General features: G+C 63.9%; 6 protein-coding genes and 9 pseudogenes. 11 read left to right on the top strand and 4 right to left on the bottom strand.

The genetic code is table 11. From position 1 onward, the window contains the following. The 9 genes and pseudogenes from PFEN_RS11730 to PFEN_RS11690 all read left to right on the top strand — a co-directional run. Window positions 1-399: pseudogene (locus PFEN_RS11730) on the top strand (molybdopterin dinucleotide binding domain-containing protein); the annotation flags it as partial. Between the two features lie 11 nt (window positions 400-410). Beyond that, window positions 411-1,944: pseudogene (narH, locus tag PFEN_RS11725) on the top strand (nitrate reductase subunit beta). A 2-nt stretch (window positions 1,945-1,946) separates the two neighbouring features. Beyond that, window positions 1,947-2,700, top strand: a pseudogene (gene narJ / locus PFEN_RS11720) (nitrate reductase molybdenum cofactor assembly chaperone). Then, window positions 2,693-3,372 (top strand): annotated as a pseudogene (narI, locus tag PFEN_RS11715) (respiratory nitrate reductase subunit gamma). The pseudogenes narJ and narI overlap by 8 nt, the downstream one beginning before the upstream one ends. 10 nt (window positions 3,373-3,382) lie before the next feature. Further along, window positions 3,383-4,354: a peptidylprolyl isomerase gene (locus PFEN_RS11710; RefSeq protein WP_191486980.1), complete on the top strand. Its 972-nt coding sequence runs from the start codon at window positions 3,383-3,385 to the stop codon at window positions 4,352-4,354. A gap of 25 nt (window positions 4,355-4,379) precedes the next feature. Further along, the gene (moaA, locus tag PFEN_RS11705; RefSeq protein WP_191486981.1) at window positions 4,380-5,372 is read left to right on the top strand and encodes a GTP 3',8-cyclase MoaA; all 993 of its coding nucleotides are present in this window, start codon (window positions 4,380-4,382) and stop codon (window positions 5,370-5,372) included. Window positions 5,373-5,615: 243 nt separating this feature from the next. Beyond that, window positions 5,616-7,535 carry a ribonucleoside triphosphate reductase gene (locus PFEN_RS11700; RefSeq protein ID WP_412071418.1) on the top strand — a complete coding sequence of 640 codons (1,920 nt, stop codon included), beginning with the start codon at window positions 5,616-5,618 and terminating at the stop codon, window positions 7,533-7,535. Between the two features lie 31 nt (window positions 7,536-7,566). After that, window positions 7,567-7,734: an anaerobic ribonucleoside-triphosphate reductase gene (gene nrdD, locus PFEN_RS31015; protein ID WP_191486983.1), complete on the top strand. Its 168-nt coding sequence runs from the start codon at window positions 7,567-7,569 to the stop codon at window positions 7,732-7,734. Continuing rightward, a pseudogene (locus PFEN_RS11690) lies at window positions 7,731-8,425 on the top strand (anaerobic ribonucleoside-triphosphate reductase activating protein). The gene nrdD (PFEN_RS31015) and the pseudogene PFEN_RS11690 overlap by 4 nt, the downstream one beginning before the upstream one ends. A gap of 118 nt (window positions 8,426-8,543) precedes the next feature. Here PFEN_RS11690 and PFEN_RS11685 read toward each other — a convergent pair. Continuing rightward, window positions 8,544-9,919 (bottom strand): annotated as a pseudogene (locus tag PFEN_RS11685) (4Fe-4S binding protein). Next, a pseudogene (locus PFEN_RS11680) lies at window positions 9,907-10,681 on the bottom strand (FTR1 family iron permease); the annotation flags it as partial. The pseudogenes PFEN_RS11685 and PFEN_RS11680, both read right to left, overlap by 13 nt. Before the next feature lie 43 nt (window positions 10,682-10,724). On the opposite strand from PFEN_RS11680, the pseudogene PFEN_RS11675 reads away from it, so the two are divergent. After that, window positions 10,725-11,501: pseudogene (locus PFEN_RS11675) on the top strand (FTR1 family protein); the annotation flags it as partial. Beyond that, window positions 11,489-12,867: pseudogene (locus tag PFEN_RS11670) on the top strand (4Fe-4S binding protein). The pseudogenes PFEN_RS11675 and PFEN_RS11670, both read left to right, overlap by 13 nt. Before the next feature lie 118 nt (window positions 12,868-12,985). Here the strand turns inward: PFEN_RS11670 and PFEN_RS11665 are convergent. Both PFEN_RS11665 and nrdD (PFEN_RS31010) read right to left on the bottom strand, forming a co-directional pair. Then, on the bottom strand, window positions 12,986-13,681 hold the full coding sequence (locus PFEN_RS11665; RefSeq protein WP_224770944.1) for an anaerobic ribonucleoside-triphosphate reductase activating protein: 696 nt from the start codon (window positions 13,679-13,681) through the stop codon (window positions 12,986-12,988). Beyond that, complete coding sequence (nrdD, locus tag PFEN_RS31010) at window positions 13,678-13,845, bottom strand: anaerobic ribonucleoside-triphosphate reductase (protein ID WP_191486983.1); 168 nt, start codon at window positions 13,843-13,845, stop codon at window positions 13,678-13,680. Before nrdD (PFEN_RS31010) ends, PFEN_RS11665 begins: the two co-directional genes overlap by 4 nt. Window positions 13,846-13,870: the final 25 nt, after the last annotated feature.

Below are 13,870 nucleotides of genomic sequence, written 5' to 3'. Positions count from 1 at the left end.
GGCTCTCGGAAATCGACGCGAAACGCGCCGGCATCGAGGACAACGACTGGATCGAATGTTTCAACGTCAACGGCGCGCTGACCGCCCGGGCCGTGGTCAGCCAGCGGGTCAAGGAAGGCATGGTGATGATGTACCACGCCCAGGAGCGGATCGTGAACGTACCCGGTTCGGAAACACCAAGACCCGCGGCGGTCACCACAACTCGGTCACCCGGGTAGTGCTCAAACCGACCCATATGATCGGCGGCTATGCCCAGCAGGCCTACGGTTTAACTATTACGGCACGGTCGGTTGCAACCGCGACGAATTCGTCGTGGTACGCAAGATGGCCAAAGTCGACTGGCTCGACGGTTCGTCCGGCGATGACCTGCCGCGTCCCCTGCCGACCGAGCTGGATTGAGGAGAACTGACATGAAGATTCGCTCACAAATCGGCATGGTTCTGAACCTGGACAAATGCATCGGTTGCCACACCTGCTCGATCACCTGCAAGAACGTCTGGACCAGCCGCGAAGGCATGGAATACGCCTGGTTCAACAACGTCGAATCGAACCCGGGATCGGTTACCCGAAGGAATGGGAAAACCAGGACAAGTGGAAGGGTGGCTGGGTCGTAACGCCAACGGTTCGATCAACCCACGGATCGGCGGCAAATTTCGCGTGTTGGCGAATATTTTCGCCAACCCGGACCTGCCGAGCCTCGACGACTACTACGAGCCCTTCGATTTCGATTACCAGCATCTGCACACCGCGCCGCTGGGCGAGCATCAGCCCACCGCGCGGCCACGTTCGATCGTCACCGGCAAGCGCATGGAGAAAATCGAATGGGGCCCGAACTGGGAGGAAATCCTCGGTACCGAGTTTGCCAAACGGCGCAAGGACAAGACTTCGACCAGATCCAGGCGGACATCTACGGTGAGTATGAAAACACCTTCATGATGTATTTGCCGCGCCTCTGCGAGCACTGCCTCAACCGGCGTGCGCGGCGTCCTGCCCGAGCGGGGCGATCTACAAGCGCGAGGAAGACGGGATTGTCCTGATCGACCAGGAGAAATGTCGCGGCTGGCGCATGTGCATCAGCGGCTGCCCGTACAAGAAGATCTATTTCAACTGGAAAAAGCGGCAAGTCCGAGAAGTGCATCTTCTGCTACCCGCGTATCGAGGCCGGGATGCCGACGGTCTGTGCCGAAACCTGCGTCGGGCGCATTCGCTACCTCGGGGTGCTGCTGTACGACGCCGACCGTATCGCCGAAGTGGCGAGCACCGCCAATGAGCAGGATCTGTACGAGAAACACTGGAGATCTTCCTCGATCCGAACGACCCGGCGGTGATCCGCCAGGCCCTGGCGATGGCGTGCCGCAGTCGGTGATCGATTCGGCGCAACGTTCGCCGGTCTACAAAATGGCCGTGGACTGGAAGCTCGCGCTGCCGCTGCACCCGGAATACCGCACCTTGCCGATGGTCTGGTACGTGCCGCCACTGTCGCCGATCCAGAATGCCGCGACCGCTGGCACCGTGGGCATGAACGGGGTGATCCCGGATGTCGACAGCCTGCGCATTCCGCTGCGCTACCTGGCCAACCTGCTGACGGCGGGCGATGAGAAACCGGTCAAGCGCGCCCTGAAACGCTTGCTGGCGATGCGCGCCTACAAACGTTCCGAGCAGGTCGACGGGGTCCAGGACCTGCAAGTGCTGGCGGATGTCGGTTTGAGCGTGGCCCAGGTCGAGGAAATGTATCGCTACCTGGCGATCGCCAACTACGAAGACCGTTTTGTCGTGCCCAGCGCGCACCGTGAAGACGCCATGAGCGATGCCTTTGCCGAACGCTCCGGTTGTGGCTTCAGTTTCGGCAGCGGCTGCAGTGGCAGCTCCGACACCAACATGTTCGGCGCGAAGAAGGCCAATCGCCGCGACATTTTGAAAACCGTGCAGTTGTGGGAGGAATGAGCATGCGCATTCTCAAAGTGATTTCGCTGCTGCTCGACTATCCCACCGAAACCCTGGTGAGCGGTCGTGACGAACTGGAACAGGCGATCATCCAGGCCCGGGAAATCAGCCCGAAGCAGCGCGGTGCGTTGTTCGAGTTGCTCGAACTGATCTGCACCAACGACCTGATGGACGGGCAGGAGCACTACGGTGCGCTGTTCGGTCGTGGGCGCTCACTGTCGCTGCTGCTGTTTGAGCATGTGCACGGTGAGTCCCGTGACCGCGGCCAGGCGATGGTCGACATGATGGCGCAATACGAAGCCGCCGGCTTTGCCATCGGTGTCAGGAACTGCCCGACTATATCCCGCTGTACTGGAGTTCCTGTCCACCCGCGAAGACCTCGAGGCCCGCGAGGGCCTGGCGGACGTCGCGCACCTGCTGGCCTTGCTCGCGGCGCGTCTGGACGAGCGTGAAAGTGCCTACGCCAGTTGTTTCCGGGCGTTGTTGCAGATTGCCGGTGCCGAGCCGCAGCAGGCGGTCGCCGAGCTGCGCGCGCAAGTCGCCGCCGAACCGAGGGACGACTCGTTGGAAGCGCTGGACAAGATCTGGGAGGAGGAGGCAGTGGACTTTCTCCAGGCCGAACAACAGGACCGTTGCGGTTCGCTGCCAAGCGCTCCGGGCAAGGCCCGGGAGGAAAGCGCGGTGCCATTGCACTGGGTGGATTTTCAGCATGAAGGGCTGGCCGCCGTGCCGGCCGGGGAGGTGGGCAATGTCTAACTGGAACCTGTTGTTGTTCGGGATCTATCCCTATGTCGCCCTGGCGATTTGCCTGATCGGCAGTTGGGCGCGCTTCGATCTGTCGCAGTACACCTGGAAGGCCGGCTCCAGCCAGATGCTCAACCCGCGCGGCATGCGCGTGGCGAGCAACTTCTTCCATATCGGTGTGTTGTTCATCCTGGCCGGGCATTTCGTCGGCCTGCTGACCCCGTCGGCGGTGTATCACCATGTGATCAGTACCGAGAACAAGCAACTGCTGGCGATGGTCTCCGGTGGGTTGTTCGGCCTGTTGTGCCTGGTCGCCTGCTGATGCTGGTCAATCGGCGGCTGGGCGATCCACGGGTTCGCGCCACTTCCAGCACCTCGGACATCCTGGTGTTGCTGGTGCTGTTGGCGCAGCTGGTGCTCGGGCTGCTGACGATTGTGGCGTCCACCGAGCATATGGACGGTTCGGTGATGGTCCTGCTCGCCGATTGGGCGCAGAACACCGTGCTGTTGCGTCCGACGGAAGCGGCGGCGTCCATGGCTCCGGTCGGCTTGATCTACAAACTGCATGTGTTTCTCGGTTTGACCCTGTTCGTGCTGTTCCCCTTCACCCGTCTGGTGCATATCGTCAGTGCGCCGATCTGGTACCTGGGACGCCGTTATCAAATCGTTCGGCAGAAAATCTGAGGAGACAATCATGTCAGGTGGATGTGGATGTGGTGGTGGTAAAGGCGGTGGCGGTGGCTGCGGATCTTCAACACAAGCGCCGTCGCCGGCACCCGAAGTAGTCGACAACGCGTCGGCCGCCGTGGTGCAGTTCGAAGCGCTCGCGCCCGAACCGGCGGTTGCCGATGAGACCCCGGCGCAGTTGATCGCCAGCAGCGAGCAGGAGTGGCCGATTATCAGTGTCAACGAGGTGTCGATCACCCCGCAGGCGCTGGCCCAGGAGCTGCAATATCACCCGGCCGAAAGCCGCGAGGAGGCGGTGTACCTGGCCGCCCGGGCGCTGGTGATCCGCGAGTTGTTGCAGCAGCGCATTGCCGAACTGGGCCTGGCGCTGCAGGTCGGTGCCGGCGAGAACGAAGAGGAGGCCGCCACGCGCTTGTTGCTCGAGCGCGAGGTGCAGGTCCCTGAGTGCGACGAGGCCACTTGCCTGCGTTACTTCGAGAACAACCGTGGGCGCTTCCACAGCGCCCCGTTGCTGGCAGTGCGACATATCCTGCTCGAATGCGCGCCGGACGATGCCGAGGCCCGCGCCCTGGCCCGTGATCAAGCCGACGTGCTGTTGCAGCGCCTGGAGGGGTTGCCCGGTAGTTTCGCTGAACTGGCGGTGAAGTATTCGGCCTGTCCGTCGAAGGCCCAGGGCGGTTCCCTGGGACAGATCAGCAAGGGCCAGACCGTGCCGGAATTCGAGCGCCAACTGTTCACCCTGGCCCCGGGACTGGCCAGTAAACCCCTGGAAAGTCGCTACGGCTGGCATGTGGTCAGTGTCGACCAGCGGATCGAAGGTATGGCGTTGCCCTATGAAGCGGTGTCGACGGCGATTCGCACGCAGTTGCAGCAAGGTGTCTGGCAAAAAGCCCTGGTGCAGTACCTGCAAACCCTGATCGGTGCGGCGGATATTCGCGGTATCCGGCTGCAGGGTGCCGACTCACCGCTGGTGCAGTGACGACTTGGCCAACCGGGGGAATGCGATGAGCACTGGGATGCAGGATGGATTTGGGCGCCAGATCGACTATCTGCGAATGTCGGTGACGGATCGTTGTGATTTTCGCTGTGTGTATTGCATGGCCAAGAACATGACCTTCCTGCCGCGTCAGCAGGTGCTGACCCTGGAAGAGTTGCAGCGCCTGGCCGCGCTGTTCGTCGGCCTGGGCGTGCGCAAGATCCGTCTGACCGGTGGCGAGCCGCTGATTCGTCCGGGCATTGTCGGGTTGTGCCGTGGTATCGCGGCCTTGCCCGGCTTGCGCGAACTGGTGATGACCAGCAACGGCTCGCAACTGGGCCGTCTGGCACGACCGCTGGCGGAGGCCGGGGTCAAGCGGATGAACATCAGCCTCGATAGCCTGGACGGGCAGAAGTTTCGCGCGATCACCCGCAACGGCGATCTCGATCAGGTGCTCGACGGCATCGAGGCCGCCCGCGGCGCGGGGTTCGAGCGGATCAAGCTCAATTGCGTGGTGATGAAAGGGCGCAATTTCGATGAAGTCCCGGCATTGGTGCAATACGCCATCGAGCAAGGTATCGATATCAGCTTTATCGAAGAAATGCCGCTGGGCGAGGTCGGCCGTTCACGGGGCGAGTCGTTCTGCTCCAGCGACGAAGTGCGGGCGCTGATCGCCAGTCGTTATCGCTTGCTCGACAGCACCGAGAACAGCGGCGGTCCGGCGCGTTATGTGCGCCTGGAGCGCCATCCCGAGACCCGTATCGGCTTCATTTCACCCAACAGCCACAACTTCTGCGGCAGTTGCAACCGTGTGCGAATGACCGTTGAAGGGCGCTTGCTGCTCTGTCTGGGCCAGGACGACGCGCTGGATCTGCGCGGCTTGCTGCGGCGTTATCCGCTGGACGACCAACCGCTGATCAAGGCGGTGCAACAGGCGCTGCGGCGCAAGCCGCTGCGTCACGATTTCAGCCCCGAAGGGGAGGTGCAGATCGTCCGCTTCATGAATATGAGTGGTGGTTGACGCGTGGTTTTTTTCGGCCGCCGGGGGGCGGCTTTTTTTTGCCTGCGATTCTTGACGTCGATCAATTTCAACCCGGCACTATCTCCGTAGTATCCACTGCATATTGTGTTTTCTGTATTTTAAATATCTATATGTAGTGTCTGGAGGGCGAATGCAGAGCATGCTGATTTCAGTGGGATGTAACCGCTTGCACAAACGCGACGGCACGCGGGTGGCCTTCGATGCGACAAGATCCGGCAGGCATTGATCGCCGCCGGCAGGGCCACCGGGGAGTACACCGAGGTCGAAGTCGAAGGCTTGCTGCAAGCCGTGTTGGCCCGCCTGGAAGGACTGCCGAGATTGCATGTCGAGCAGATCCAGGATCGGGTCGAGCGGGTCTTGATGGACGCCGGTTTTTTCCTCGCCATGCGCGCCTATATCGTCTACCGCGAACAGCACGGGCGTTTGCGGCGTGACCGCCGGACCCTGGTCGAAGTGGCGACCTCGATGAACGAATACCTGGACCGCGAGGACTGGCGGGTGCAAGCCAATGCCAACCAGGGTTACTCGCTGGGCGGCCTGGTACTCAACGTGTCGGGCAAGGTTACCGCCAACTATTGGCTGGACGAGGTCTACAGCGAAGCCATCGGCCAGGCCCACCGCGAGGCGGACCTGCACATACATGACCTCGACATGCTGGCCGGCTACTGCGCGGGCTGGTCGCTGCGCACGTTGTTGCACGAGGGCCTCAATGGCGTGCCCGGGCGCGTCGAGGCCGGGCCGCCGAAGCATTTGAGCAGCGCCCTGGGACAGATGGTGAATTTCCTCGGCACCTTGCAGAACGAATGGGCCGGTGCCCAGGCGTTCAGCTCGTTCGATACCTACCTGGCGCCCTATGTGCGCAAGGATCGCCTGAGTTTCCCGCTGGTGCGCCAGGCGCTCCAGGAGTTCATCTACAACCTCAACGTGCCGTCGCGCTGGGGCACCCAGACACCTTTTACCAACCTGACCTTCGACTGGGTCTGCCCGGAGGACTTGCGCGAGCAGATCCCGATAATAGGTGGCGAGGAAATGCCCTTCGCCTATGGCGACCTGCAAGTCGAAATGGACCTGCTCAACCGCGCCTATATCGAAGTGATGCAGGCCGGCGACGCCAAGGGGCGGGTGTTCACCTTTCCCATACCGACCTACAACATCACCCATGATTTCCCCTGGGACAGCGAGAATGCCGAGCGCCTGTTCGAAATGACCGCCCGCTACGGGCTGCCGTATTTCCAGAACTTCCTCAACTCGGACATGCAGCCCAACCAGGTGCGCTCGATGTGTTGTCGATTGCAGCTGGATGTCCGCGAGTTGCTCAAGCGCGGTGGAGGCCTGTTCGGCTCGGCGGAACAGACCGGTTCGCTAGGGGTGGTCACCCTCAACTGCGCGCGCCTGGGCTATGTATTCAAGGGCGATACCAGCGGTCTGCTGCAACGCCTGGACAGCCTGATGGAATTGGCGATGGAGAGCCTGGAGGTCAAGCGCAAGGTGATCCAGCACCATATGGACGCCGGTTTGTACCCCTACACCAAGCGTTACCTGGGGACCTTGCGCAATCACTTTTCGACCATCGGCCTCAACGGGCTGCATGAGATGCTGCGCAACTTCAGTGGCGACCAGGAGGGCATGCACACCGCCCCGGGTCGCGCGTTCGCCCTGATGCTGCTGGACCATGTCCGCGCGACCCTGGTGCGTTTCCAGGAGCAGACCGGTCATCTCTACAACCTCGAAGCGACGCCGGCGGAAGGCACCACCTACCGTTTCGCCAAGGAAGATCTCAAGCGTTACCCCGACATTCTCCAGGCCGGCACGCCTCAGGCGCCGTATTACACCAACTCCTCGCAACTGCCGGTGGGCTACACCGACGACCCCTTCGAGGCCTTGGAGTTGCAGGATGAGCTGCAATGCAAATACACCGGCGGCACGGTGCTGCACCTGTACATGGCCGAGCGGATTTCCTCGACCGAGGCCTGCAAGCAACTGGTGCGCAAGGCGCTCGGGCGTTTTCGCCTGCCCTATTTGACGGTGACCCCGACGTTCTCCATCTGCCCGGTGCATGGCTATCTCGATGGCGAACATGAGTTCTGTCCCAAGTGTGACGAGGTCTTGCTGCGTGAGCAGCAGCCCGTTGGCATCCATTGATTCCGCTTATCCAACCGCAAGGAGCTTCATCATGACCGCATTGCAAACATTGCCCCTGGCTAAACGTCAACGCTGCGAAGTCTGGACCCGGGTGATGGGTTATCACCGCCCGGTCTCGGCGTTCAATCCGGGTAAACAGTCCGAGCACCGTGAGCGGCTGCATTTCACCGAGCGTGGTGCCGCGGCCGGGTGCCAATGAGTCGAACACTGCGGGTCGGGGGCATGGTGCCCCTGACCACACTCGACTATCCGGGAAAGCTGGCGTGCGTGCTGTTTTGCCAGGGCTGCGCCTGGCGCTGTCGTTACTGCCATAACCCGCAGTTGATTGCTCCGCGCGGCAGTGAGGAAGTTGACTGGCGCCAGGTGCGGGCCTTTCTGCAGCGCCGCCAGGGCTTGCTCGATGCAGTGGTTTTCAGCGGCGGCGAGCCGACCTTGCAGGACGCGTTGCCCCAGGCGATGGACGAGGTGCGGGCGCTGGGGTTCCAGATCGGCCTGCACAGCGCCGGATCAAACCGGCGGCCTTTGCCAAGGCGCTGGCCGGCGCCGATTGGGTCGGCTTCGACGTCAAGGCACTGGCCGAGGACTGCCAGGCGATCACCCGGGTCGCCGGCAGTGGCGTGGCCAACTGGCGCAGCCTGGAGCATCTGCTGGCCAGTGGTGTCGACTATGAGTGTCGCACCACCGTGCATTGGCATCTGTTCGAGCCGAACCGTTTGCTGATCCTGGCGCAGCGCCTGCACGCGCTCGGCGTCAGGCGTTTCGCCGTGCAGTTGGTACGCACCGCGCGCATGCTCGATCCGCAGTTGTCGGGCGTTTCGATGCAAGCTTCGCTGCCCGAACTGTGGCGGACCCTGGGCGAGCTGTTTCCCGAGTTCGTATTGCGCGACTAGGCTTGGTGCCATTCAGTTAAGGGCATTTAAAACCGGGCATGGTCTTGTGGCGAGCGGGCTTGCCCGCGCTGGGGCAGCTCGTGCGTCTGGGCGAATAATCGAATGTCGGCCGACCTCCTCAAACCCAGCCCCAGAATTGCAACCACCAGCCATACCCCACCAACCCGTTGGCCAGTAACAGGCACGCGCCGGCGCCGCCACGGCGAACCGGGCCAGGCCCTGGCGTCCCAGCAGTTTCCAACCCAGCAGCAGGCTCCAGCCGATGGCTGCGAGCAACAGCCCGGCCCGCGCCGACTGCACCCAGCCCAGCAGCAGGCCTTCATAGCGCAGCAGTTTGACGGTGGTGGCCGACAGCCCGAGAAACAATCCCGCGCCACCCAGCGGCGTGAGGCTCAGGCTCAGCGCCCGATAGAGCTCCGGGGCCCGCGCGATCCGCGCCGCCAGCCGTACCAGGAGCAGCAGGGCGCCGCCAAGCAACAGGGCGCTCGCACCCAGGTACAGGATGATGCTGAAACCATCGAGCCAGCTGAAGCTGTCGTTGAGCTGCGGGTAGTGGGTCAGCAACCACCAGGGGGCGTTGTCCTGCAATGGCCAGAGCAGGTCGCGCCCGACCAGCCAGTTGGCGAGCTGCTGCTTGAGGCTGACGAACCACGGGCTGACGGTCCACTGGAAGGCGCCCATGGCCAGGCCGATGATGCCGAACAACAGCAGGCGGGTATCCCAGGGCGACAGCGGATGTGCCGTGGCCTGCAGAATCTCCTGGTTGCTGGAGCGGGCGATCAGGCGTACCGCGTCGCGTTGTCCGCTGCACCGGCCGCAGGCATGACAGTCACTGGCGCCGCGCATACGCCGGATATCCAGCAGGGGCGCGCAGTTGGGGGGTGGCAGGCGCGGCCCGGCGTTGGCCTTCCAGCGCGGTTCATCGACCTGGAAGTGCACGGGGGCGAGGCGGGCGAGCAGGGCAAAGACACCGCTGACCGGGCACAGGTAACGACACCAGACCCGCTTGCCCCTGGCGAACAGCAGGCCGACGCCGACCGCCGCGAGCGTGGAGCCGCCGAGAATCAGCAGGGCGGCCTGAGCGTAGTCATAGACGCTGATCAGTTGCCCGTAGAGCGTGGTCAGGCAGAACGCCAGGGTCGGCCAGCCGCCCCAGCGCAACCAGCGGGGATGCCGAGGCCCTTGCCGTAATGGCTGGCCCATTCGCTCAGCGTGCCTTCCGGGCACAGCACGCCGCACCAGAGCCGGCCGAACAGGACCATCGACAGCAGCACGAACGGCCACCAGATCCCCAGAACAGAAACTGCGCGAGCAGGGTCAGGTTATCCAGCAGTCGCGCCTGGCTGTCCGGTAGCGGCAACATGGCCGGCAGCACCAGCAGCACGCGTAGAACACCACGACGAGCCACTGCGCGGCACGAATGACGGAGGCATGCCGACGCATGCCGTCCCCCAGGCGCTGGAGCCATCGATTGCCGCGACTCAGCTCGGACATGGACGGCTTTCCAGGGTCCGCTGCCGCAACCAGCCAGTGACGATCAACCAATAACCGACCCAAACGAGCAAGGTCATGGCGCTCGGGGTGGCCCGATAACCGGCGAAGCCGGCCAGGAAACTGCCCAATCCGTGGCTGTCGCTCAACAGCGCGCTGCTGTCCCAGAGGGCCTCGCCGACGCTGCTGTAGACCATGCCCGGTACATCCATGGCGAGCAGTTGGCCGCCGATTCGCTCGCTGGCACTGACCAGCAACGCTGAGCCGAGCAGCAGCAGGATGGCTTCGCTGACGCTGAAGAAACGCCGCCATGAAATGAAGCGGCGACTGCTGTTCAGCAGCACCAGCGTCAACCCCGAGAGTGCCAGCCCGGCAACACCGCCGATGGCGAACAGGCCGAGTTGCGGACCTTGCAGGCGGGCCCCGGCGCCATACAGGAAAACCACGGTTTCGCTGCCTTCGCGGCTGACCGCGAGCATGGCCAGCAGCAACAGCCCCAGGCCACCTTGGCGGCCAGGTGGCTGTCGGCGTGGCGGCGCAAATCGTCCTTGAGCGTGCGTCCATGCCGATGCATCCAGCCGACCATTTGCACCATCAGCAGGCTGGCCACCAGCGCCAGCGCGGCCTGGAACCACTCGTTGGCGGAACCGCTCATGGCATCCCGGCAAACAGGATCAGTAGCGCCAGCAGGCCCGAGAGCAGTACCCCGAGGACCACCCCGGCCCAAAGGTATCGGCCCAGGCGCCGGCCTTGTTCCTGCTGGCTGGCGCGAAAGGTCACCTGCTGGTGACGGATTCTCAGGCTGGCCAGCCAGCAGGAACAAGGCCGGCGCCTGGGCCGATACCTTTGGGCCGGGGTGGTCCTCGGGGTACTGCTCTCGGGCCTGCTGGCGCTACTGATCCTGTTTGCCGGGGATGCCATGAGCGGTTCCGCCAACGAGTGGTTCCAGGCCGCGCTGGCGCTGGTGGCCAGCCTGCTGATGGTGCAAATGGTCGGCTGGATGCATCGGCATGGACGCACGCTCAAGGACGATTTGCGCCGCCACGCCGACAGCCACCTGGCCCGCCAAGGTGGCCTGGGGCTGTTGCTGCTGGCCATGCTCGCGGTCAGCCGCGAAGGCAGCGAAACCGTGGTTTTCCTGTATGGCGCCGGGGCCCGCCTGCAAGGTCCGCAACTCGGCCTGTTCGCCATCGGCGGTGTTGCCGGGCTGGCACTCTCGGGGTTGACGCTGGTGCTGCTGAACAGCAGTCGCCGCTTCATTTCATGGCGGCGTTTCTTCAGCGTCAGCGAAGCCATCCTGCTGCTGCTCGGCTCAGCGTTGCTGGTCAGTGCCAGCGAGCGAATCGGCGGCCAACTGCTCGCCATGGATGTACCGGGCATGGTCTACAGCAGCGTCGGCGAGGCCCTCTGGGACAGCAGCGCGCTGTTGAGCGACAGCCACGGATTGGGCAGTTTCCTGGCCGGCTTCGCCGGTTATCGGGCCACCCCGAGCGCCATGACCTTGCTCGTTTGGGTCGGTTATTGGTTGATCGTCACTGGCTGGTTGCGGCAGCGGACCCTGGAAAGCCGTCCATGTCCGAGCTGAGTCGCGGCAATCGATGGCTCCAGCGCCTGGGGGACGGCATGCGTCGGCATGCCTCCGTCATTCGTGCCGCGCAGTGGCTCGTCGTGGTGTTCTACGCGGTGCTGCTGGTGCTGCCGGCCATGTTGCCGCTACCGGACAGCCAGGCGCGACTGCTGGATAACCTGACCCTGCTCGCGCAGTTTCTGTTCTGGGGGATCTGGTGGCCGTTCGTGCTGCTGTCGATGGTCCTGTTCGGCCGGCTCTGGTGCGGCGTGCTGTGCCCGGAAGGCACGCTGAGCGAATGGGCCAGCCATTACGGCAAGGGCCTCGGCATCCCCCGCTGGTTGCGCTGGGGCGGCTGGCCGACCCTGGCGTTCTGCCTGACCACGCTCTACGGGCAACTGATCAGCGTCTATGACTACGCTCAGGCCGCCCTGCTGATTCTCGGCGGCTCCACGCTCGCGGCGGTCGGCGTCGGCCTGCTGTTCGCCAGGGGCAAGCGGGTCTGGTGTCGTTACCTGTGCCCGGTCAGCGGTGTCTTTGCCCTGCTCGCCCGCCTCGCCCCCGTGCACTTCCAGGTCGATGAACCGCGCTGGAAGGCCAACGCCGGGCCGCGCCTGCCACCCCCAACTGCGCGCCCCTGCTGGATATCCGGCGTATGCGCGGCGCCAGTGACTGTCATGCCTGCGGCCGGTGCAGCGGACAACGCGACGCGGTACGCCTGATCGCCCGCTCCAGCAACCAGGAGATTCTGCAGGCCACGGCACATCCGCTGTCGCCCTGGGATACCCGCCTGCTGTTGTTCGGCATCATCGGCCTGGCCATGGGCGCCTTCCAGTGGACCGTCAGCCCGTGGTTCGTCAGCCTCAAGCAGCAGCTCGCCAACTGGCTGGTCGGGCGCGACCTGCTCTGGCCATTGCAGGACAACGCCCCCTGGTGGTTGCTGACCCACTACCCGCAGCTCAACGACAGCTTCAGCTGGCTCGATGGTTTCAGCATCATCCTGTACCTGGGTGCGAGCGCCCTGTTGCTTGGCGGCGCCCTGCTGCTCCTGGTACGGCTGGCGGCGCGGATCGCGCGGGCCCCGGAGCTCTATCGGGCGCTGAGCCTGAGCCTCACGCCGCTGGGTGGCGCGGGATTGTTTCTCGGGCTGTCGGCCACCACCGTCAAACTGCTGCGCTATGAAGGCCTGCTGCTGGGCTGGGTGCAGTCGGCGCGGGCCGGGCTGTTGCTCGCAGCCATCGGCTGGAGCCTGCTGCTGGGTTGGAAACTGCTGGGACGCCAGGGCCTGGCCCCGGTTCGCCGTGGCGGCGCCGGCGCGTGCCTGTTACTGGCCAACGGGTTGGTGGGGTATGGCTGGTGGTTGCAATTCTGGGGCTGGGTTTGAGGAGGTCGGCCGACATTCGATTATTCGCCCAGACGCACGAGCTGCCCCAGCGCGGGCAAGCCCGCTCGCCACAAGACCATGCCCGGTTTTAAATGCCCTTAACTGAATGGCACCAAGCCTAGTCGCGCAATACGAACTCGGGAAACAGCTCGCCCAGGGTCCGCCACAGTTCGGGCAGCGAAGCTTGCATCGAAACGCCCGACAACTGCGGATCGAGCATGCGCGCGGTGCGTACCAACTGCACGGCGAAACGCCTGACGCCGAGCGCGTGCAGGCGCTGCGCCAGGATCAGCAAACGGTTCGGCTCGAACAGATGCCAATGCACGGTGGTGCGACACTCATAGTCGACACCACTGGCCAGCAGATGCTCCAGGCTGCGCCAGTTGGCCACGCCACTGCCGGCGACCCGGGTGATCGCCTGGCAGTCCTCGGCCAGTGCCTTGACGTCGAAGCCGACCCAATCGGCGCCGGCCAGCGCCTTGGCAAAGGCCGCCGGTTTGATCCCGGCGCTGTGCAGGCCGATCTGGAACCCCAGCGCCCGCACCTCGTCCATCGCCTGGGGCAACGCGTCCTGCAAGGTCGGCTCGCCGCCGCTGAAAACCACTGCATCGAGCAAGCCCTGGCGGCGCTGCAGAAAGGCCCGCACCTGGCGCCAGTCAACTTCCTCACTGCCGCGCGGAGCAATCAACTGCGGGTTATGGCAGTAACGACAGCGCCAGGCGCAGCCCTGGCAAAACAGCACGCACGCCAGCTTTCCCGGATAGTCGAGTGTGGTCAGGGGCACCATGCCCCCGACCCGCAGTGTTCGACTCATTGGCACCCGGCCGCGGCACCACGCTCGGTGAAATGCAGCCGCTCACGGTGCTCGGACTGTTTACCCGGATTGAACGCCGAGACCGGGCGGTGATAACCCATCACCCGGGTCCAGACTTCGCAGCGTTGACGTTTAGCCAGGGGCAATGTTTGCAATGCGGTCATGATGAAGCTCCTTGCGGTTGGATAA

The organism is Pseudomonas sp. FEN (assembly GCF_904067045.1).
GTDB lineage: Bacteria > Pseudomonadota > Gammaproteobacteria > Pseudomonadales > Pseudomonadaceae > Aquipseudomonas.
The sequence above is the reverse complement of the archived record's forward strand: the minus strand, read 5'-3'. Positions and strand labels throughout refer to the sequence as shown.

Bases quoted from the DNA above. Each gene is read 5' to 3' on its own strand.
- PFEN_RS11710 (WP_191486980.1), top strand. From the start codon at position 3,383: ATGTCAGGTGGATGTGGATGTGGTGGTGGTAAAGGCGGTGGCGGTGGC.
- moaA (WP_191486981.1), top strand. From the start codon at position 4,380: ATGAGCACTGGGATGCAGGATGGATTTGGGCGCCAGATCGACTATCTG.
- nrdD (WP_191486983.1), top strand. From the start codon at position 7,567: ATGACCGCATTGCAAACATTGCCCCTGGCTAAACGTCAACGCTGCGAA.
- PFEN_RS11665 (WP_224770944.1), bottom strand. From the start codon at position 13,681: ATGAGTCGAACACTGCGGGTCGGGGGCATGGTGCCCCTGACCACACTC.
- nrdD (WP_191486983.1), bottom strand. From the start codon at position 13,845: ATGACCGCATTGCAAACATTGCCCCTGGCTAAACGTCAACGCTGCGAA.